At 69.3% G+C, this 18,817-nt stretch carries 23 protein-coding genes; 13 read left to right on the top strand and 10 right to left on the bottom strand.

The window, feature by feature from the left end; genetic code table 11:
• The first annotated feature begins 2 nt into the window (after positions 1-2).
• Genes MHN84_RS08830 through MHN84_RS08805 form a run of 6 tightly spaced genes read left to right on the top strand, consistent with a single transcriptional unit; the run spans position 3 to position 5,415 of the window.
• On the top strand, positions 3-1,565 hold the full coding sequence (locus MHN84_RS08830; RefSeq protein ID WP_241204271.1) for a virulence factor Mce family protein: 1,563 nt from the start codon (positions 3-5) through the stop codon (positions 1,563-1,565).
• Positions 1,535-2,215 (top strand): hypothetical protein, encoded by a 681-nt coding sequence (locus tag MHN84_RS08825; protein WP_241204270.1) that lies wholly within the window; start codon positions 1,535-1,537, stop codon positions 2,213-2,215. Before MHN84_RS08830 ends, MHN84_RS08825 begins: the two co-directional genes overlap by 31 nt.
• On the top strand, positions 2,212-3,204 hold the full coding sequence (locus MHN84_RS08820; protein WP_374238344.1) for an RDD family protein: 993 nt from the start codon (positions 2,212-2,214) through the stop codon (positions 3,202-3,204). The genes MHN84_RS08825 and MHN84_RS08820 overlap by 4 nt, the downstream gene beginning before the upstream one ends.
• Positions 3,201-3,752, top strand: coding sequence for a mammalian cell entry protein (locus MHN84_RS08815; protein ID WP_241204269.1), 552 nt, complete (start codon positions 3,201-3,203; stop codon positions 3,750-3,752). Before MHN84_RS08820 ends, MHN84_RS08815 begins: the two co-directional genes overlap by 4 nt.
• Positions 3,719-4,633 carry a mammalian cell entry protein gene (locus tag MHN84_RS08810; RefSeq protein WP_241204268.1) on the top strand — a complete coding sequence of 305 codons (915 nt, stop codon included), beginning with the start codon at positions 3,719-3,721 and terminating at the stop codon, positions 4,631-4,633. The genes MHN84_RS08815 and MHN84_RS08810 overlap by 34 nt, the downstream gene beginning before the upstream one ends.
• Before the next feature lie 5 nt (positions 4,634-4,638).
• The gene (locus MHN84_RS08805; RefSeq protein ID WP_241204267.1) at positions 4,639-5,415 is read left to right on the top strand and encodes a fructosamine kinase family protein; all 777 of its coding nucleotides are present in this window, start codon (positions 4,639-4,641) and stop codon (positions 5,413-5,415) included.
• Here the strand turns inward: MHN84_RS08805 and MHN84_RS08800 are convergent.
• From MHN84_RS08800 to MHN84_RS08790, 3 genes are all read right to left on the bottom strand, one after another.
• Positions 5,399-5,971, bottom strand: coding sequence for a hypothetical protein (locus MHN84_RS08800; protein WP_241204266.1), 573 nt, complete (start codon positions 5,969-5,971; stop codon positions 5,399-5,401). The two genes, MHN84_RS08805 and MHN84_RS08800, sit on opposite strands and share 17 nt — an antisense overlap.
• A gap of 372 nt (positions 5,972-6,343) precedes the next feature.
• On the bottom strand, positions 6,344-6,721 hold the full coding sequence (locus MHN84_RS08795) for a hypothetical protein (RefSeq protein ID WP_241204265.1): 378 nt from the start codon (positions 6,719-6,721) through the stop codon (positions 6,344-6,346).
• A 153-nt stretch (positions 6,722-6,874) separates the two neighbouring features.
• Positions 6,875-7,957 carry a phosphodiester glycosidase family protein gene (locus MHN84_RS08790; protein WP_241204264.1) on the bottom strand — a complete coding sequence of 361 codons (1,083 nt, stop codon included), beginning with the start codon at positions 7,955-7,957 and terminating at the stop codon, positions 6,875-6,877.
• A gap of 159 nt (positions 7,958-8,116) precedes the next feature.
• On the opposite strand from MHN84_RS08790, the gene MHN84_RS08785 reads away from it, so the two are divergent.
• The gene (locus tag MHN84_RS08785) at positions 8,117-8,572 is read left to right on the top strand and encodes an SRPBCC family protein (RefSeq protein ID WP_241204263.1); all 456 of its coding nucleotides are present in this window, start codon (positions 8,117-8,119) and stop codon (positions 8,570-8,572) included.
• On the opposite strand, the gene MHN84_RS08780 is transcribed toward MHN84_RS08785, so the two are convergent.
• Both MHN84_RS08780 and MHN84_RS08775 read right to left on the bottom strand, forming a co-directional pair.
• A complete protein-coding gene (locus MHN84_RS08780) occupies positions 8,548-9,861 on the bottom strand; it encodes a gluconolaconase (RefSeq protein WP_241204262.1) in 1,314 nt (437 codons plus the stop codon). The two genes, MHN84_RS08785 and MHN84_RS08780, sit on opposite strands and share 25 nt — an antisense overlap.
• Positions 9,839-10,606 (bottom strand): pirin-like bicupin family protein, encoded by a 768-nt coding sequence (locus MHN84_RS08775; RefSeq protein WP_241204261.1) that lies wholly within the window; start codon positions 10,604-10,606, stop codon positions 9,839-9,841. The genes MHN84_RS08780 and MHN84_RS08775 overlap by 23 nt, the downstream gene beginning before the upstream one ends.
• Positions 10,607-10,699: 93 nt before the next feature.
• Between MHN84_RS08775 and MHN84_RS08770 the strand changes: the two genes are divergently transcribed.
• Complete coding sequence (locus MHN84_RS08770; protein ID WP_241204260.1) at positions 10,700-11,140, top strand: MarR family winged helix-turn-helix transcriptional regulator; 441 nt, start codon at positions 10,700-10,702, stop codon at positions 11,138-11,140.
• A gap of 33 nt (positions 11,141-11,173) precedes the next feature.
• Here MHN84_RS08770 and MHN84_RS08765 read toward each other — a convergent pair whose 3' ends face one another.
• From MHN84_RS08765 to MHN84_RS08755, 3 genes are all read right to left on the bottom strand, one after another.
• Positions 11,174-11,527, bottom strand: a complete 354-nt coding sequence (locus MHN84_RS08765) for a helix-turn-helix transcriptional regulator (protein WP_241204259.1) — start codon at positions 11,525-11,527, stop codon at positions 11,174-11,176.
• Complete coding sequence (locus tag MHN84_RS08760) at positions 11,518-11,997, bottom strand: SRPBCC family protein (protein WP_255730184.1); 480 nt, start codon at positions 11,995-11,997, stop codon at positions 11,518-11,520. The genes MHN84_RS08765 and MHN84_RS08760 overlap by 10 nt, the downstream gene beginning before the upstream one ends.
• 69 nt (positions 11,998-12,066) lie before the next feature.
• On the bottom strand, positions 12,067-13,059 hold the full coding sequence (locus MHN84_RS08755) for a sigma-70 family RNA polymerase sigma factor (RefSeq protein ID WP_308192926.1): 993 nt from the start codon (positions 13,057-13,059) through the stop codon (positions 12,067-12,069).
• 83 nt (positions 13,060-13,142) lie between these two features.
• Here MHN84_RS08755 and MHN84_RS08750 point away from each other — a divergent pair, with 83 nt between their 5' ends.
• The 5 genes from MHN84_RS08750 (at position 13,143) to MHN84_RS08730 (ending at position 16,988) form a co-directional block, all read left to right on the top strand.
• Positions 13,143-13,982: an alpha/beta hydrolase gene (locus MHN84_RS08750; RefSeq protein ID WP_241204258.1), complete on the top strand. Its 840-nt coding sequence runs from the start codon at positions 13,143-13,145 to the stop codon at positions 13,980-13,982.
• Positions 13,979-14,977 carry a S9 family peptidase gene (locus MHN84_RS08745; protein ID WP_241204257.1) on the top strand — a complete coding sequence of 333 codons (999 nt, stop codon included), beginning with the start codon at positions 13,979-13,981 and terminating at the stop codon, positions 14,975-14,977. Before MHN84_RS08750 ends, MHN84_RS08745 begins: the two co-directional genes overlap by 4 nt.
• A 79-nt stretch (positions 14,978-15,056) precedes the next feature.
• Positions 15,057-15,809: a DUF2786 domain-containing protein gene (locus MHN84_RS08740; protein ID WP_241204256.1), complete on the top strand. Its 753-nt coding sequence runs from the start codon at positions 15,057-15,059 to the stop codon at positions 15,807-15,809.
• Entirely contained in the window at positions 15,806-16,294 is a 489-nt protein-coding gene (locus tag MHN84_RS08735; RefSeq protein ID WP_241204255.1) for a TIGR04338 family metallohydrolase, read from the top strand. Before MHN84_RS08740 ends, MHN84_RS08735 begins: the two co-directional genes overlap by 4 nt.
• 34 nt (positions 16,295-16,328) lie before the next feature.
• Positions 16,329-16,988: an O-methyltransferase gene (locus tag MHN84_RS08730; RefSeq protein ID WP_241204254.1), complete on the top strand. Its 660-nt coding sequence runs from the start codon at positions 16,329-16,331 to the stop codon at positions 16,986-16,988.
• Positions 16,989-17,026: 38 nt separating this feature from the next.
• On the opposite strand, the gene MHN84_RS08725 is transcribed toward MHN84_RS08730, so the two are convergent.
• Both MHN84_RS08725 and MHN84_RS08720 read right to left on the bottom strand, forming a co-directional pair.
• Positions 17,027-17,812 (bottom strand): TauD/TfdA family dioxygenase, encoded by a 786-nt coding sequence (locus tag MHN84_RS08725; RefSeq protein ID WP_241204253.1) that lies wholly within the window; start codon positions 17,810-17,812, stop codon positions 17,027-17,029.
• The gene (locus tag MHN84_RS08720) at positions 17,809-18,816 is read right to left on the bottom strand and encodes a D-alanine--D-alanine ligase (protein WP_241204252.1); all 1,008 of its coding nucleotides are present in this window, start codon (positions 18,814-18,816) and stop codon (positions 17,809-17,811) included. Before MHN84_RS08720 ends, MHN84_RS08725 begins: the two co-directional genes overlap by 4 nt.
• Between the last annotated feature and the right edge of the window lies 1 nt (position 18,817).

Genomic DNA, 18,817 nt, shown 5'->3' with positions numbered 1-18,817 from the left:
CGATGCTGACCCGCTTCATCAAGATCCAGCTGATCATCTTCACGGTGCTCACCGTGGCGGCGGTTGCCGTGCTGGGCCTGTACTACCTGCGCCTGCCGAGCCTGGCCGGCGTCGGGCAGTACACGCTCTACACGCAGCTGCCGCGCTCGGGCGGTCTGTACGCGACCGGCAACGTGACCTACCGCGGCACCCAGATCGGCAAGGTGACCGATGTCGAGCCGACCGAGAACGGTGCCCGGGCCACGCTGAGCATCAGCAACGACGTGAAGATCCCGGTCGACGTGACGGCCGAGGTTCACTCGGTATCGGCGATCGGTGAGCAGTACCTCGATCTGGTGCCCGCCGCCGACACCAAGCAGTACCTCAGCCCCGGGTCGACCATCACGAAGAGCACCGTGCCGGCCGAGGTCGGGCCGGCGCTCGACGCGGCCAACCGCGGGCTCGCCGTACTGCCCAAGGAGAAGATCGATTCGCTGCTGACCGAGACGTCGGCTGCGGTGGGCGGGCTCGGTCCGTCGCTGCAGCGCCTCGTGGAGTCGACGACGAACCTGGCCCAAGGGTTCCGCGACAACCTGCCGCAGGTCAACGACATCATCGCCAACTCTGCGCCCATCCTGAACAGTCAGGTGCAATCGGGCGATGCGATCCAGCAGTGGTCGCGCAATCTGAACATCATCGCGAGCCAGACCGCCGAGCAGGACGGTGCACTGCGCAGCGGCCTGCAGCAGGCGGCGCCCACGCTGGATCAGGTGAACACATTGTTCTCCGACGTCCGCGACTCGCTGCCGCAGACGCTGGCCAACCTGTCGGTGGTCATCGACATGCTCAAGCGCTACAACAAGGGTCTCGAGCAGGCGCTGGTGATCCTCCCGCAGGGGGCATCGCTGACGCAGGCGGGCACGATCTTCGAGAACGAGGGTATGATACACTTCGGTCTGTCGATCAACCTGCCGCCGCCGTGTATGACGGGCTTCCTGCCTGCGTCGGAGTGGCGCTCGCCCGCTGACACATCAATGGCTCCGCTGCCGACGGGTACCTACTGCAAGATCCCGAAGGACTACCAGGGCAACGTGGTTCGTGGTGCCCGCAACTACCCGTGTGCGGATGTGCCGGGCAAGCGTGCGGCGTCGCCGAAGGAATGCCACAGCAACGAGCCCTACGTGCCGCTGGGCACCAACCCCTGGTACGGCGATCCCAACCAGATCCTGTCCTGCCCCGCTCCGGGCGCCCGGTGCGACCAGGGCGTGGACCCGGGCCGGGTGATACCGGCACCGTCGGTGAACAACGGTACGAACCCGCTGCCGGCCGACAAGTTGCCGCCGCCGCTGAGCACGTCACCGATCAGTGATCCGATCAGCCGACCGGGCTCGGGTACCGTCAGCTGCAGCGGGCAACAGCCCAACCCGTGTATCTACACTCCCGCGCAGGGCCCGCCCGGCAGCACCGCCGCGTACAGCCCACAGAGCGGCGAGGTGGTCGGGCCCGACGGGGTGAGATACAACGTGAAGAACTCGAGTAACCCAGGAGATGACGGATGGAAGGAGATGCTGGCACCAGCCGGCTGAACCCCCCCATCGACACCCCCGAGGACGGCGCCGCCGACGAGGACACGACGGTCGCCGAAGGCTCGACGGTCGGCCCAGACTCGACGGTCGACCCAGAATCGACGGTCGGCGAGGAGTCCCTCGATGACGCTCCGGCGGAACCGCGACGGCAGTCGCGGCTCGGCACCCGTTGGGTCGCCGGGCTGACCGCGGCGCTGCTCCTCCTGGCCGGCGGTGCTGCGGCAGGTGGCTACTACGCGTTGAAGGCGAATCAGCGTGCCGCGGCGATCGCCCGCAGCGATGATGCCGCACTGGCCGCCGCCAAGGACTGTGTCGCGGCCACCAACGCGCCCGACACCGCGGCGATGACGGTGGCGCAGTCGAAGATCCTGGAGTGCTCGACCGGTGACTTCGGGGTGCAGGCCGGTCTGTTCGGCAGCGTGATCGCCGAGGCGTACCAGGCCGCCAACGCCAAGGTCGCGGTCGACGATCTGCGTGCCGCGGTCGAGCGGCACAACCCCGACGGGTCGATCAATGTGCTCGTCGCCGTGCGGGTGAAGATCACCAACTCCCAGGCAGCAAACCAGCAGGTCGGCTACCGGTTGCGCGCCACCATGGCGTTCGACGAGGGCCGCTACCGCATCGCCAAGCTCGACCAGGTCACGTCGTGACCGTGGTTCTGCCGACCACCGACTCCGTCTCCGACACCGACGTGCCGGAGCTGAACCGGGCCTCATGGTCGTCGCGCGCCGGCGCTCTGCTGGTCGATGTCCTACCGGGTGCGGCGGTGATCGTGACGACGGCGCTGCTGGCTCTCGCCTCGCCGGCCGAGGGGTGGGCGCGCTGGGCGTTCACCGGCGCGGCCGCGGTGGCGTTGTTCGCCACGGCGGTCAACCGACTGGTACTTCCGGTCGCGACGGGCTGGACGTTGGGCCGAGCGCTGTGCGGGATCGCGGTGCGCGACCGGGCCGGAGCGGGCGACGGCGGGACCGTCGGCCTCGGCCGGTTGATCGTTCGCGAACTCGCGCATCTGCTCGACACCCTGGCCGTGTTCGTCGGGTGGCTGTGGCCGCTCTGGGATCGCCGGCGGCGCACGTTCGCAGACATGCTGGCCCGCACCGAGGTCCTCGTCGTCGAGCGGCCCGCGCGGAACATGCGGCGGGTGGTCGCGCTGGTGCTGATCGCGGTGGCCGTGGTCTGCGCGGCCGCGGCGGGCCTCGGCTATCTCACGGTCTACCGGTACGAGCGCGCGGTCGACGCGGCGCGTGCCCAGATCGACGAGCAGGGGCCGCGGATCGTCGAGCAGATGCTCAGCTACAGCGCCGACACGATGCCCGCCGACTTCGCCCGGGCGCAGGGGCTGACCACCGACACCTACCGGGAGCAGCTGATCGCGCAGCAGCAGGCTGCCCAGAAGGCGGGCGTCACCTCCAACGAGTACTGGGCCGTCAGCCATGCGGTGCTCACTGATCCGCCGGTCACCCCCGATCAGGCGTCCATGCTGCTGGCGATGCAAGGGCAGCGCGGGGACGATCCCAAGACGCTGAAGTTCATCACGGCCACGGTGCGCGTCGACTTCGACCGGGCGCCGAACGGCCAGTGGCAGGTGGCGAACCTGACCGTGCTGAAGAAGCCGCAGATGAATCCGGCGGGCCAATGAGTCCGCGACGCAAGGTCGACGACACCGCCGCGGACTACTTCGGCAGCCGGCCGCGGCGGCCGCGACGCTGGGGTCTGCCGGTGGTCGCGACCGTGGTGGCGCTCGTGGTCGCCGCGGCGATCACCGCGAGCACGCTGATGCTGATCCGACACGAGCACGACCGCACCGAGGCGGTGCGGGAAGCATCCGCGCTGGGGTATGCCCGCGAGTTCATGACCGAGTACATGACTCTGGATCCGTTCCACGCCAACGCCTACGCCGACCGGATCGCCGCCCAGGCCACCGGCGAGTTCGCCAAGACCTTCAAGGAGAAGCAGAACGAGATCCTGCTGCAGGTGGCCCGCGGAGAGCCGACCACCGGCACGGTGCTGGCCGCGGGGGTGCAGCGCTGGAACGACGACGGTAGCGCCGACGTGCTGATCGCCACGAAGGCGACGTCGACGTCACCCGACGGCAAGACGACGGTCGAAAGTGGCAGCCGCTGGATCGCCACGACGATCAAGGAAGGACAGCAGTGGAAGATCAGCAACCTGATTCAGGTGATCTGACCACCGACGACTCGGCAGCCCCCAGCGATCCCGCCAGCCCGCCGCGTCGCCGCCGGTTTTTTCGGCGCTCCCGCACGGTCGCGCCCGCGGCGGCGGAACAGCCCGACGAGACGGTCGAGCGACTCGAGCCCGAGTCGTCGGCGGTCGAGCAGTCGCCGGATCAGCCGAAGAAGCCGGTCGGCAAGGCGGCGCGGACGCCGAAGCCGGAAGTCAGTGCTGAGGACACGGCGTCGGCCGAGTCGGACGTCGACACCACGGCGGAATCCGAGCCGGCCGCCGATCCCGACGAGGCGGCCGACGAGACTCCTGCCGACGAGACTCCTGCCGACGAGTTCCGGATGGTGGAGCACCGCCCCGCGGGGCGCGGGCTGGTCGTTGCGGCCGTCGTCGCCTCGGTGCTGTTCGTCGGTGGCGGCGCGTTCGCGGGCGCAATGGTGCAGCCCTACCTGGCACAGCGGGCGCTGAACACCACCAAGCTCGAAATCGCCCGGACCGCGACCGCAGCGATCACCGCGCTGTGGACCTACACCCCCGACGACATGCCCGCCCTGGCGGACCGCGCGTCGCGATACCTCGGCGGCGACTTCGCCAACGACTACCGCAGGTACATCGACGCGATCGTCGAGCCGAACAAGCAGGCCCAGGTCACCAACACGACCGAGGTGGTCGGGGCGGCCGTCGAGAGTGTGTCGCCCTCGATCGCTCCGACCGACGCCACCGCGATCGTCTACACGAACTCCATTTCGACGAGTCCCGTCACCAAGAACATCCCGTCGCTGCGCTACCTGTCCTACCGCCTGACGATGAAGCGCGACGGCGGGGAGTGGCTGATCACCCGCATGTCGACGGTCACGTCGTTCGATCTGACCCCGCAGCTGTAACCCCGGTGTTCCACGTGAAACGTCACGCGCATGCGCCTGACGGGTTCTTTCGCTGCGAAGCCGTTGGGCTGCAATGGCTTTCGGCTGCGAACGGGGGTGCGCCAGTGGTCCGGGTGGTCGCGGTGGACGAACAGTCCTTGACGCTGGAGCATCTGGCGACGGTGACACCCGAGCGGGCCTCCGCGCGGACGTTCGGCGCACGGCTGGCACACACCCACGCGGCCGGCGCCGACGGCTTCGGTGCGCCACCGCCGGAGTGGGACGCGCCGTCGGGTTTCTTCGGTCCACTCGAGCAGCCATTGCCGATGAGCTACAGCCGAGACGGCTCGTGGGGGCGCTTCTACGCGGAGCACCGGCTGACGCCGATGCTGGCGCGGGCGCAGGTGGCGCCGGACACCCGCGCGGCGGTCGAGGCCGTCATATCCCGCTGTACAGCAGGTCATTTCGACGATCCCGCCGAGGAACCGTGCCGACTGCACGGCGACCTGTGGAGCGGCAACGTGATGTGGACCGCCGACGGAGTGGTGCTGATCGATCCCGCTGCACACGGCGGGCATCGGGAGACCGACCTCGCGATGCTGGCGCTCTTCGGCTGCCCGCATCGGGACGCGGTGCTCGAGGGCTATCAGGAGGTCCGGCCGTTGGCCGAGGGCTGGCGCGACAGGCTTGGTCTGCACCAGCTCTACCCGCTGCTGGCCCACGTCGTGCTGTTCGGCTCGGGTTACGAGCGGCAGACTCTCGCGGCGGCTCGGAGCGCTCTGGCGGCTAGCCGCCGCAGATGATCTGAGGCGGGTTCGTACTGATCTGCAACGTGCGGTAGGCGAGTTTTCCTCTGCACACAGCGATATCCGAGGCGATCAATTGGTATTGCGGGGGTTGCCCGACTTGGACGCATCCCAGACCGCTGCCGTGAGCCTGCGTACCACCCCAGTTCTGCCACACGATGTCAGTGACAGTGTTGGCGCACGATCCCATCGAAATCACGGTGGGATGTTCCGATCCGTAGCCGAGCGACGCCGGCCCGATGTCCGCCGCTGAGCCGAGCGCCACCGTCGACGTGGCCTCTGGCGCCGGCATCTGCGACACAGGTCCAGGCCCAGTCTCGACAGCCGGTTCGTCGAGCACGACGGTGTCGTTCTGGATCAGCTGAAATCCGTTGGGAGTGATCACATAGCGTGCGTTGTCGGCGGCGTTGACGGCAATGTAGTCGTTGCCCCGGCGGAAGACCTCATGCAGGTCGATGGAGGCGCCGTCCGAAATTCGGTAGCCACGGTAATAGAGTCGATCGATCTCGCTTCGGCACACGACCAGCGCCGATTTCTCAGTCCGCATGAGCATCTCGGCATCGTCGCTACCCAGGCACCGTGCGCCCCCGCCGTAGACGAGGAATCCGTGTGCGTCGGCATCGGAGGCCGGTGGCGCCGCGGTCACACTGGGCGCGAGGGGTGCGCTGCTGGTGGGACTCGCTGCTGTGAGTGTCGTTGCGAGAGTGGTGTTTCCGGCAAACCTCGAGCCCGAGCAGCCGACGGCCAGGACGCCCGCCGCGCCCAGCAGTGCGGCTGCTGCCACGACCTTCTGGATCATCCCCTGTCCGAATCTGTCGACGAATTCCGGTAGGACGTTCCCAGCGCGGTGTGGGGGCGACGCGGCGAGCGCTGCTGCTCGCTCTCGGACGTGGAAAGGTCTAGAGTGCGGCTGATCTGCTCACAGTCATGCAGCGCCCACACCGGTCAGATATCGATGCACCGGATCGGGGAACGTGGTCGCGGGGAAATACCCGCCGGGGCCTGCCACCACGGAAAGCGGACCAGTCGATTGTTGCAGGATCACCAAGGAGTGCTGATCGTAGGTCGTCGGGTTGATCGTGACGACGTACCAGTCAGCCTGTGGACTGACGACCTTGTCGATCGTGAAGGGCGGCCCACCGGCGGTCAGAGGCGCGATGGCGTCGACGAATTGCTGGTCTGTCGGCTGAGCCTTCGTCGCGAAGGGTACAGCGGGAGATGCGGTCGCCATTGGAGCAGCGCCCACGGACATCGACAGGGCTGCAGCTGATACAAACCCTGCAAGTGCAGCACGTTTGGCCATGCTGCAAAAGCTACCCATCGGTGAACTCGGTGAGGTATCGGTCGAACGTATAAAACGACGTATTTCCCGTGGCCGTCCGCCATGCTCGGTGAACTCCGCCCGCGGGCGACGTCTCCGCCTCACCGGCAGGTTCGCGTGCACCCCGAACGACGGCTAGTTGAATGCCAGCCAGGCCGGCTGCGCCCGCTCGTGCGAATCGCACAGTACGGCCAGTGTGTCGCACGACCCCTGCGGCGAACCGGCGCCCGCCCACATGCCGCCGGTGTCGCGGCGCAGCACGATGGCCGTCGACCCGCCGCCGTCGAGCAGGACCGCAGTGTCGCTGCCCAGCCCGCGGAACAGGTCCTGGATCTGGTCAGGGGTGTAGCTGCCGCCGGAGAACACGTACATCTCGTCGCGATCTCGCACGTAGGCGATCGCGGTGCGCGCCGCACTCGGGCCCGGATCGTTCATCTGGCCGGTGTCCCCGGGGGCGAGCAGGTGCATGCCGGCCACCGCGACGAAACGCGTGCCCTTGTCGAGCAGATCGGCGATCACGGGGGAGGCCGCGTCGTAATCGGTGTCGCTCGTCGGTGGGACCACGAACGGCGCACCCTGCACCGGCAGGATCATCGTCGAGAGCGCCATCCAGTTCTCGTCGCCGCCCGAGAGCCCCTGCTTTCCCGCGTACGCCAGCGTCCCGGTGACCGCCGCGTTCGTCCGGCCCAGGGTGCGGGTGTTGTCGACGTAGGCGCCCAGCGGTGAGCTGCAGCCGGTCTGTTTCCACGAGCCGCCCTGCTGCCCGCGCACGTCGAAGAAGTTCGCGTTGATCGCGATCGTCGGCTGGCCCAACACCTGCCATGCCTGCAGCGGTGAGTAGGTCTCCGATGCCTGCAGCAGTCCCTCGGCGGTGCGGGCCCGTGGGTCGCGTTCGCACCGGGCCTGGAACCCGGTGTGGGAATCGGCCAGCAGCCGCGGAGCCAACCTCGACGATGCGGCCTTGATGATCATCAGCCGGCCGCCGTTGGTCATCTCGTAGGAGCGGCCGGAGGCGTCGAGCATGGGCGCGGGAAAGCCGGGTCCGAAGTTGTAGACGAGGTAGGAGCCCTTGGTGGTGGCGATCGCGGCGGCGAGGAGCTCCCGTGCGCTCGCTGCGGCGGCGCCCGGCGCGCTGATCCCAACAGCCACCAGGGCACACGCCGCCGCCGCCGCGGCACCCCGAAGTCGCCGCCGCATGTTTGCGGCAGGAGTCGGCATCGGCGGCTCCTTTTACACGATGAACGACCGGGCTGGTCAGTATGCCAACAATAATCGCAGGAGAATCGCTGTCAACTTTCGTCACAGCAGCATCACAGGATGATTCCGCGCAGATTGCCGAGCGGTTTGCTGAGAAGTTTCGGGCGGGTACCCACCACCATGCCCACCGTGTCCCGAACCTTCACCGTCAGTCCGCCGCCCACGGTGGTCGTCGACTATCTCAAGGACTTCGCGCACGCCGAGCAGTGGGATCCGGGCACCCAGCGCTGTGAACGCATCGACAGCGGTCCGGTCACCGAAGGCGCGTACTGGCACAACGTCTCGAAGATCCTGGGCGTGACGGCCGAGCTGACCTACACTCTGGACGAACTCACCGACCGCAAGGTCGTCTTCGTGGGGGAGAACGGTTCATCCACCTCGGTCGACACCATCACCGTCGAGGCGGAAGGCGAGGGTTCGGTGATCACCTACGAAGCGGAGCTGCACATGCACGGCACCGCGCGGCTGCTCAACCCGGTGATGAAGCTGGCGTTCGAGAAGATGGCCGGCGACACCGAGAAAAAGCTGGCGGCCGTGCTGAACGGGCTGGATCAGCGCGGCGGGGTCAACCGGTAGATCGCGTCGGCGGCGTCGTCGGTGATGTACACCCCGCCGTCGGGGCCGACGACCGCGGCGACAGGTCGGCCCCACCGTGACCCGTTCTCGCCCTGGAAACCGCCGACCAGGGTCTGCTGATTCCCCAGCCCGCCGTCGCGCCAGGGGTAGAACGACACCTCGGGCTCGCGGGGTGGCTGACGGTTCCACGAGCCGTGCACGCCGATCAGCGCACCCTGCGCGTACGGCGCCGGCAACCCTCCGTCGACGAAGCTCAGGCCGAGCGGCGCCGAGTGCGCCCCCATGCTCTGCTCGACGGGCGGCAGCGCCGCACAGTCCAGCTTGTCGCCATTCGGGTTGGTCTGGACATCCCTGATGAACGGCAGGTCGGCGGGTCCACCATCGGGATTGCAGTAGGGCCAACCCAATTCACGGCCGGGTGTCAGGCGGGCGATCTGCTCGCGGGGGTGCTCACCGACGTAGGCGGGGTCGACCTGACCGGTGCTCGGGTCGGCGACGTTGTCGCGGCCGTTGTTCGCCGTCCACACCGAGCCGTCGGGGGCGATTGCCAGACCGGTGCCGTTGCGCACCCCGGTCGCGAACGGTGCGGCGGGTGCGCCGCCGGGCGGGACACGCATGATCGTGGCCCGCGGCGGGGTCGCGGTGCGGTCGGCGGCCGAGATGTTGCCGGTGGAGCCGATCGAGAAATACACCGCACCGTCCGGCCCGACCGCCACGCTCTTGAGCGCGTGTGCGTAGGCGCCCCGCAGGTCAGGGCTCTTGGCGTCGGGCAAGCCGCCCGCGATAACGCGCGGGTTCGTCGCGGCGCCGTTCGCGTAGTCGTAGGCATCGATCTGATGACTCTGCGCGACGTAGAGCGTCGTGCCGGCCATCGCCAGACCGTGCGGTTGATCCAGGCCGTCGAGCAGGACCGACTCCGTCGCCCCGGCGTCACCCGGGGTGAACCGCAGCACCGTGCCCGCGCTGGGCACCGACACCAGCAGCGTGCCGTCGGGCGCCCAGAGCGCCAACCGCGGCCGCGGCGTGCGTGCCCAGACCGAGAGCTGCCAGCCCGTCGGTACCCGGACCTGTCGCGGCTGGTCGAACGGCGCCGCCGTCATGTCGGGCGGCACGGTGACGTCGACGGTGCTCATCCCTGCTGCCGGCGGCGCCGAGGTCGCTGTGACCGACGACGACGGAGACGCCGACTCTGAGGAGGGAGCGGGTTCGGATGCGCTACTGCATCCGGCGACGAGAGCGGCCACGACGAGCAGCGCGCTGAGGTGGCTAGGCCGCGGCGAGACCGGCATGCATCTCCCAGACGAGTATCTCGGCGGCGTCCGTGGCGGTGACGCGTTGGCCACCGGATGCGGTGAACCGCACGGCATCTCCTTCATGTAGTGGGCCGGCGCCTTCGAGCACCACCTCGCCGCGGGGGACGAAGAGGTGCAGGTAGGGGGCGTCGGGAAGTTCCACGGTCTGTCCCGGCTGCAGCCGGGCGCCGTGCAGGGCGGCGTACCGATTGGAGATCGTGATGGCGGCGGCGTCGCTGTGGTCGGGCATGCCCGACGCGATGGTCACGAGACCGCCGCGCAGCAGTTCGTCGTCGATCTCGAGCTGCTGGTAGCCGGGGGTGATGCCCGGTTCGTCGGGCACGACCCACATCTGCACGAAATGCACTGGTTCACTGTGGGTTTGGTCGCCCGTCAGCGTCCACGAATCGTTCTTCTCGGAGTGCAGGATGCCTCGTCCCGCCGACATGCGCTGCGCCAGGCCGGGGTAGATCACGCCCGAGTGGCCGGTGGAGTCCTGGTGCACCAGCGAGCCTTGCAGCACCCAGGTGACGATCTCCATGTCGCGGTGCGGGTGGGTGTCGAAACCGGTGCCGGGCTTGACGGTGTCGTCGTTGTTGACCAGCAGCAGCCCGTGGTGGGTGTTGTCGGGCTCGTAATGGCCGCCGAACGAGAACGAGTGCTTCGAGTCCAGCCAGGCGATCTTCGTGGTGGCGCGGTCGGCGGCACGCCGAATGTCGACGACGCTGTGGGCGGTGCTCATGGGAATCACTCCTCGGGAGTCCTGGCCAGCCTAGGCGGCTGCTCTGCGTCCGACAACATGCATGACACGTCATGTATTCCGTACAGTGGGGTGATGGAATGGCTCACCCCTGAGCAGCAGCGCATCTGGCGCGACTATCTCGCGATGGCCAGCCGGCTGCACACCGCGATGCACCGGCAGCTGCAGACCGATTGCGAGCTCTCGCTGTCGGACTACGACGTGCTGGTCGCCCTGTCCGAGCGCGGGCCGTTGCGGATCACCGAACTGGGGGAGCTCATCGGATGGGAGCAGAGCCGGCTCTCTCATCAGCTGCGCCGCATGCGCGGGCGCGGACTGGTCGAACGTCAGGGCGATGACGACGACCGCCGCGCGGCCACGGTCGCGATCACCGCCGAGGGCCGATCGGCGCTGGAGGTCGCCGCGCCCGGGCACGTCGATCTGGTGCGCAGCGTCATGTTCGACGGGCTCTCGCCCGCCCAGCAGCGTGCATTCGGCGCGGCGATCGGCCGGGTGCTGGAGCGGCTCGGACGCTGAGCTACTCCTCTCTAGCTCTTCTGGTCGGACTCCTCAACGCGGCTCGTGCCTCGCCGCTTGATCGTCGTCCTCGACCAGGGCCCGCAAGCGGTCGATGCGGCGGTCCCACCGCTGCGACAGCGTGGCGAGAAGATCCTGCGCCGCGGCGAGCGACGCGGTCTGCACCGTCCAGATGCGTTCCCGCCCGCGCTTCTCGCTGCGTACCACCCCCGCGGATTCCAGCAGCGTCAGGTGCTTCGTCGCGGCTTGTCGGGTCACCGGAACCGCCTGGGTCACCGCCGACGTCGAACACGGTCCGGTGTCGCAGAGCCAGATGACCATGCGCAGCCGGTGCGGGTCCCCGAGCGCGTCGAACAGCGGCGCTGCACTGGCAAGGCTCACGCCCACTGTGGCGCCGCCAGGTACTGCCCGATGAGGCGGAGCTGGGTGGCCCAGCCGCCGCTGTTGTCGGCGAAGGCCGCGGCGCGGCGGGATTCGGGCAGTGCGTCGAAACCCGATTCCACGATCTCGAGCAGCACGCCGCCGTCCGCCTCGCTGAGGGTGAACTCCACCAGCGTGGTCAGATCGGCGAACTCCGGCTCGGACAGCGGGTTCCAGCGGAACGCGAAGTAGCGTGGCGGCGTCACTGACACCACGTGCAGCGGGAACGTCACCCCTGCGAAATCCGCCTGCTGGGCGGCCACCTCGTCGTCGACGGCGGTCGGCGTCATCACCCCGGTCACTGTTTCGCCCGCGACGAACGGACCGTCGACGGTCATGCCGAACCACGTGCCGAACTGATCGGACTCGCTGATGGCCCGCCACACCCTGTCCAGAGGGGCGCGCAGCAGGGCACTCTTCTCGATGCGGTCTGTCATGATGTGCAACCTCCTAGTTGCCTTTCAAGGTAAGTGACCGCGAGAAAATAGGCAACCTTTCGGTTGCTTTTAGAGCTGGGCCGGCAGATCGAAGCGCGCGAACAGCGCGGTGTCCATGAACGCCACCACATGAGAGATCCCGGTAGTGCGCACGTCGAGCACGTGCAGCTGGAATGCCTCGTGGACACCGGTCTGCGGGTTGCGCATGTACAGCGCGGCGACCGGTTGGCCGTTGGCGGTGGCCCGCAGGAAGCGCATGTCTCCCGGCCCCTCGGCGGGGCAGTGGAACTTCGACAGCGCGATGATGGCGGCCGGACCGTCGTACCAGCCGTCGAAGGGCGGCATCTCCCACACCGCGTCGGCGGTGAAAAGCTCCGCCAGCCGGTCGATGTCGTAGGTCTCGAACGCCGAGATGTAGCGATCGAGCAGGTCGGCCGTCTGGGGCGAGTCGGGTGCCAGCGCCGCGTCGTCCCGCGCGGGGGCCACCTCGTCGAGCTGGGCCCGGGCGCGCTGGAGCAGGCTGTTGACCGCCGCGGTGGACACCCCGATCGCCTCGGCGACCTCGGCGGCCCGCCACTGCAGCACCTCCCGCAGTACCAGGACCGCACGCTGTCGCGCCGGCAGATGCTGCAGCGCCGCGATGAACGCCAACCGCACCGACTCGCGGGACTCGACGATCACCGACGGGTCCGATGGATCCGCACGGGGTGCGTCCGGCAGCGGCTCGAGCCACGCGATCTCGTGACGCTCGTGCAGCTCACCGACCGGGTCGGATGCCGGCTGGCCCAACCCGCTGGGCAGCGGCCGGCGGTTCCGGCCCTCGAGGGCCGTCAGGCAGGTGTTGGTCGCGATGCGGTACAGCCAGGTGCGCACCGACGACTTGCCCTCGAAGCCCTTGTAGGCCTTCCACGCCCGCAGATACGTCTCCTGGACCAGGTCCTCGGCGTCGTGCAGCGAGCCGGTCATCCGGTAGCAGTGCGCGAGCAGTTCACGCCGATAACGCTGGGCATCAGCGAGGAACGCGTTCTCGGCGCTGCTGTCATCGACAGCCAACACGGTCACGGTCCCCGAGCTTAACGAGCACCACCGACGAAGTCAGCCATGCTCGGCTGCCGGTCCGGCGGCCGCTCGCTACTCTGCCGTGCATGCCCGTGACGCGAACCGAACGCAGCTTCGACGGAGTCGGCGGCGTGCGAATCGTCTACGACACATGGACTCCGCAGCAGCAGCCCCGCGGCGTGGTGATCATCGCCCACGGCTACGGCGAGCACGCCCGCCGCTACGCCCACGTGGCGGACCGCTTCGGTGACGCGGGTCTGGTGACCTACGCCCTGGACCACCGGGGCCACGGCCGCTCCGGCGGCAAGCGGGTACTCCTGCGCGACATCTCCGAGTACACGGGCGACTTCCACACGCTGGTCGGGATCGCCGGTGACGAACATCCGGAGTTGCCGCGCATCGTGCTCGGCCACAGCATGGGCGGGGCGGTCGTGTTCACCTACGGCGTCGAACATCCGGACGACTACGCCGCGATGGTGTTGTCCGGACCGGCCGTCGCGGCCCAGTCCTCGGTTCCCGCGGTCAAGGTGGCGGCGGCCAAGCTGCTGGGCCGGATCGCACCCGGCCTGCCGGTGGAGAACCTGCCCGCCAGCGCCGTCTCCCGCGACCCCGAGGTGGTCGCCGCCTACGAGGCCGACCCGTTGGTGCACCACGGCCGGCTGCCCGCCGGCATCGGCCGGGCGCTGATCGGCGTCGGCGAGACGATGCCGCGCCGGGCCGCGGCGATCACCGCGCCGCTGCTGGTGGTGCACGGCGACGCCGACCGCCTGATCCCGGTGCAGGGCAGCCGGACGTTGGTCGAGTGCGTGGGCTCGGTCGACGTGCACCTCAAGGAGTACCCGGGCCTCTACCACGAGGTGTTCAACGAGCCGGAGCGCGCACTGGTGCTCGACGACGTGACGTCCTGGATGGAGTCGCAGCTGTGAAGCGGTTCGTCGCGCTGCTCCTGGGCGTGCTGCTGCTGTGCGTCCCCGCCTGCTCCTCCAAGGCTGCCGAGCCGGCACCGTCGTGGGTCGACGAGGACGTCTCGTTCGACGCCGACGGGTTGACGATCTACGGCACCTACCGGCACCGCAGCGATGACGAGCGAGGGCCCGCGGCGCTGCTGATCTCCGAGAGCGGGAACACCGACCGCAACGGCGACAACCAGGTGGCCGGCCCCATCGGCAACATGCGTCAGCTGGCCGAGCTGCTCTCCGAGCGCGGCGTGGCGAGCTTGCGCTACGACAAAGTCGGCACCGGCAGGACCGGGATCGGGCCGTACCGAGACCATCCCGACGACGTCGTCAGCGCCGTCTACACCGCCGGCGCCAAGGCGGCGCTGCGGTATCTGGCCGGGCGGCCGGACGCCGATCCGGGTCGACTGTCGATCTACGCGGTGGGGGAAGGCACCATCCACGCGTTGACGCTGGCGGGGGACACGGCGCCCGAGGCGCCGAAGGTGCACTCGCTGGGCCTGCTGCAGCCGCTGCCGGGGCGCTATCTCGACATCATCACCAGCCGCGTGACGGCGGGCGGTTCGCCGGAGACGGTCGCGGCGTGGAAGGCCGCGGTCCAGCAGATCCGCACGCAGGGCACCGTGCCCGCGACCCTTCCCGACGGGCTGAACGCGATCGTGAACCCGGGCAACATCAAGGCCGTGATCGACGCCGACCGGATCGATCCGCTGGCGCTCGCGGCGAACGTTCCCGCCGGCACCCCGGTGCTGTTGACCTGCTCCGATTCCGACAAGCAGGCGACGTGCGCCAACGCCCGACCGCTGATCGACGCGCTCGGCCGCACCGCGCTGACGGTGGTCGAGCTCAAGGGTGTCAACCACGTCCTGCGTGACGACCCGACCGACGACATCGCCAACTACGCGAAGAAGGATCCGCTCTCGCCGCAGCTGGTGTCCGCGCTCGACAGCTTCGCGACGCGCTAGCTGTGGATGAAATCGGTTGTGGGGATGGGCGATACTGGTCGGCGATGACGTGTCTGCCACCCGACCTAGGTTGTCGGGCATGAGTACCGACGAGAAGATGCTGGCCCGGATCGCAGCACTGCTGCGCCAGGCCGAGGGCACCGACAACACCCACGAGGCGGATGCCTTCATGGCCGCCGCACAGCGGCTGGCCACCGCCGCATCGATCGACCTGGCGGTCGCACGGTCGCACAGCGCCGAGCGCACCGCGGCGCAGACACCCGTGCAGCGCACGATCACGATCGGTGAGCCCGGAGCCCGCGGGCTGCGCACCTATGTGCAGCTGTTCGTCCTGATCGCCACCGCGAACGACGTCAAGTGCGACATCGCCTCGAACTCGACGTTCGTCTACGCCTACGGGTTCGCCGAGGACATCGACGCCACCCATGCGCTCTACACCAGCCTGGTGCTGCAGATGGTGCGCGCGTCGACGGACTACATCGCCTCCGGTGCCCACCGGCCGACGCCCACCATCACCGCGCGCATCAACTTCCAGCTGGCGTTCGGGGCGCGTGTGGGCCAGCGCCTGGCCGAGGCGCGCGAGCAAGCCCAGCAGGAGGCCACCCGCGGTCCGGCGAGCCAGCCGGGTACCGCGATCGCGTTGCGCAACAAGGATCTCGAGCTGAAGGACTACTACCGGCAGACGTCGCGGGCGCGGGGTACCTGGCGCGCCACCAGCGCGACGGCGGGCTACTCGTCGGCGGCACGGCGCGCCGGTGACCGGGCCGGACGGCGGGCGCGACTGGGCGGGGAGACCGAGCTGGCGGGAGCGCGCACGGCGCTGGAACGGTGAGCCGGGACACCCAGCGCGCGAAAGTCTATGCCGCAGAACAGTTCGTGCGGACGATGTTCGACCGGGCGGCCGAGCGCAACACCCGGGTGGTCGACTTCTTCGGTACCCAGCTGACGCTGCCGCCCGAGGCGCGGTTCGCATCCGTGGAATCCGTCCAGTCCTATGTCGACGGCGTGCTGTCCCTACCCGCCGTTCGCGCGGCGTGGCCGCACGCCGGCACGGTGCGGGTTCGCCCCCGCCGCGGCGCGACCGCGGCGCACTTCGAACGCGAGAGCGCCACCATTGCGGTGCCTGAAGACCGGAGCCGTTGGGCGCTGCGGGAATTGGTGGTGCTGCACGAGATCGCCCACCACCTGTGCGACGCCGAGCCCGCGCACGGCCCGCAGTTCGTCGCGACGCTGCGTGAGCTGGCCGCCGCGGTGATGGGGCCGGAGGTCGCTCACGTGCTGCGGGTGGTCGGCGCACAGGAAGGCGTGCAGGGCTGACCCGAGCCCTCAGCCCGCGAGTACCGTCGCAGGCGTGACCGATCCGGACTGGGTATCTCTCGACGATTTGTTCACCGAGCTGCTGCACAGCGAGGACGACGCGCTGCGCTCGGCGCGCGAGGCCGGCGTCGCGGCGGGCATGCCGGCCATCGAGGTCTCCGCGCAGCACGCGCGCCTGCTGTCGTTGTGGGCACAGGTGGCCCAGGCGCGGCGCGTGCTCGAGATCGGCACTCTCGCGGGCTACAGCACGATTGCGCTGGCCCGGGCGGTCGGCAGCGACGGCACTGTGGTCAGCCTGGAGTTCGAGGCCGCGCACGCCGAGGTGGCGCGGGCGAACCTGGAGCGCGCGGGGGTGGCCGACCGCGTCGAGGTGATCGTGGGCGCTGCGCTGGACACGCTGCCCACGCTGACCGACCGCGCACCGTTCGATCTGGTCTTCATCGACGCCGACAAGGAGAACAACGTTGCCTACGTCGAGTGGGCGATCCGCCTCGGCAGGCCCGGCACGGTGATCATCGTCGACAACATCGCGCGGTCGGGCCGGGTGCTGAACCCCCGACCGGACGACGAACAGGCCCGCGCCGTGCGGAACATGCTGGCGATGATGGGAGAACACCCGCGGCTGGACAGCGCCGCTATCCAGACCGTCGGCACCAAGGGCTGGGACGGCTTCGCCGTCGCCGTCGTGCGCTGACCGTGGTGCGCTGACCGTGGTGCACTGACCGTGGTGAGCTAAGCCCAGCTCGCCCGGTCCAGCACGGTGCCCCGGTGCATCACCCGGTCACCGACCACGCCGCTGTGGTCGGCCTTGTGCATCACGCACCGGTTGTCCCAGATCACCACGTCGTGCGGTCGCCACGAGTGCCGAAACACGTTGTCCGGCCGCGTGGAATGCTCCAGCAGCTCGTCGATCAGCTGCGCCGCTGCGTCGGGCGCCATTCCGCTGACCGCGCGGCAGCGCTCCCGCGTCGACAGGTACAGCGCCGTCCGGCCCGTCAGCGGGTGCCGCAGCGCCAGCGGGTGCCGCGCCTCGGTCTCGGCGTCCCCGTCGAGATCCAGACCGGTGACCACGTGGGTGACCACCCGGTTGCGGATCTGCGCCTGCATCTGACGCGGCAGCGTGGCGTAGGCGGCGTACTGGTTGGTGAACAGCGTCTGTCCGCCGCGCTCAGGCACCGTCACCGCCCGCAGCGCCGTGTACGCGGGCGGGTTCCGCAGATAGCTGGTGTCGACGTGGAACGACGAGCGAGGTGTGCGCGTACGGCCCACGTTGGTGATGACGTTGAGCAACGGCGCTTCGGGGACGGGTGTCTCGCCGGTGGTGAACACCACGGTGCCGAAGCTCTCCAAGAACTGGACGAACGCGTCGTCGTCGACACGCTGGTCGGGCAGCACGAGCACGCCGTGCACGGCCAGCAGCGCACGCAGATGCGAAACCACGGTGGGGTTCAACGGGCCCACCTCGACGCCTCGTACCTGTGCGCCGACCGGGTCGCGGGTACTGACCTCCATACTCATGCCGCGGCGATCCTCGCCTCACTGCACAGGGTGTCGAACAGCTCGAGCACTGAATACCCTTGTGCAGCGGCCATCTTCGCGATCACACTCGACGGCGCGAACGAGCAGTAGGGGCCTGCCTCGAGGAACCACGGCTGTCCGGCGGGGTCGATGCGGAAATCGAAGAGGCCGTAGTGGCGGCAGCCCAGCGCCGTGAAGCACGTGCGCGCCGCGTCGAACACGGCCGCCTCGATCGGGTCGCCGGGCGCCACGATCCAGGCCCGGCCTCCGTCGCCCGCGGTCAGGCGCAGCTCGCCACCGCCGGCGCGACCCAGCTTGTCGGCGGGTAGCCGGATCGGGGCCGCGAGCGCGTACTCCTCCAGCGGCAGGCACACCAGCTCGCCGTCGACATCGAGGACGCCGCAGCGCACTTCGCGTCCGAGAGGCACGAAGGTCTCGACCAGTACGCCGGGGCCGTGGTCGGCGGCCCGCGCGATGGCGGCGGGCAACTCGCCCTGGTCGGTCACCAGCGACACCCCTACCGAGTTGTCGGAGCGCGCGGGTTTGACGACGAGCGGCAACGGCAGATCCACCTGATCGGGCCCCGTCACCAGCCGGCCCTCGGGCACCGCGACACCCCGGGCCGCGACGAGGGCGCGGGCGACAGTCTTGTCGGCGGTGTTGGCCATCACCTCGGCGGTGTTGCCGATGAACGGCAGTCCGAGCACGTCGAGCAAGCCCCGGTAGGAGGTCATCCCGGGCAGGCAGAACATCTGCGGCAGAACCACATCCGGCCGCATCTGGGCCAATTGCGCGATACCCGCTGTGGCCGGCAGCGGCTCCGCGGCGGCCAGACTGCCGGCATCCAGCCCCCCGGGGAACTGCCAGGTGCCGCCGGGGGCGACGTAGGCGAACCGCACGTCGTGCCGCGGCGCGAGCGCCTCGGCACTGGCCCGCGCATACAGTCGCGACAGTTCGGCGTGGAACTCATCGACGGGCGAGCCCACCAGTTGGACGAGACGCACG

Origin of the sequence: Mycobacterium sp. PSTR-4-N, assembly GCF_022348085.1 — a bacterium.
Lineage (GTDB): Bacteria > Actinomycetota > Actinomycetes > Mycobacteriales > Mycobacteriaceae > Mycobacterium.
This window is presented reverse-complemented; position numbering and strand designations above follow the sequence as displayed.

Coding starts and splice junctions, on each gene's coding strand:
- MHN84_RS08830 (WP_241204271.1), top strand. CDS start 3: ATGCTGACCCGCTTCATCAAGATCCAGCTGATCATCTTCACGGTGCTC.
- MHN84_RS08825 (WP_241204270.1), top strand. CDS start 1,535: ATGGAAGGAGATGCTGGCACCAGCCGGCTGAACCCCCCCATCGACACC.
- MHN84_RS08815 (WP_241204269.1), top strand. CDS start 3,201: ATGAGTCCGCGACGCAAGGTCGACGACACCGCCGCGGACTACTTCGGC.
- MHN84_RS08800 (WP_241204266.1), bottom strand. CDS start 5,971: ATGCTCATGCGGACTGAGAAATCGGCGCTGGTCGTGTGCCGAAGCGAG.
- MHN84_RS08795 (WP_241204265.1), bottom strand. CDS start 6,721: ATGGCCAAACGTGCTGCACTTGCAGGGTTTGTATCAGCTGCAGCCCTG.
- MHN84_RS08790 (WP_241204264.1), bottom strand. CDS start 7,957: ATGCCGACTCCTGCCGCAAACATGCGGCGGCGACTTCGGGGTGCCGCG.
- MHN84_RS08785 (WP_241204263.1), top strand. CDS start 8,117: ATGCCCACCGTGTCCCGAACCTTCACCGTCAGTCCGCCGCCCACGGTG.
- MHN84_RS08780 (WP_241204262.1), bottom strand. CDS start 9,861: ATGCCGGTCTCGCCGCGGCCTAGCCACCTCAGCGCGCTGCTCGTCGTG.
- MHN84_RS08775 (WP_241204261.1), bottom strand. CDS start 10,606: ATGAGCACCGCCCACAGCGTCGTCGACATTCGGCGTGCCGCCGACCGC.
- MHN84_RS08770 (WP_241204260.1), top strand. CDS start 10,700: ATGGAATGGCTCACCCCTGAGCAGCAGCGCATCTGGCGCGACTATCTC.
- MHN84_RS08760 (WP_255730184.1), bottom strand. CDS start 11,997: ATGACAGACCGCATCGAGAAGAGTGCCCTGCTGCGCGCCCCTCTGGAC.
- MHN84_RS08750 (WP_241204258.1), top strand. CDS start 13,143: ATGCCCGTGACGCGAACCGAACGCAGCTTCGACGGAGTCGGCGGCGTG.
- MHN84_RS08740 (WP_241204256.1), top strand. CDS start 15,057: ATGAGTACCGACGAGAAGATGCTGGCCCGGATCGCAGCACTGCTGCGC.
- MHN84_RS08725 (WP_241204253.1), bottom strand. CDS start 17,812: ATGAGTATGGAGGTCAGTACCCGCGACCCGGTCGGCGCACAGGTACGA.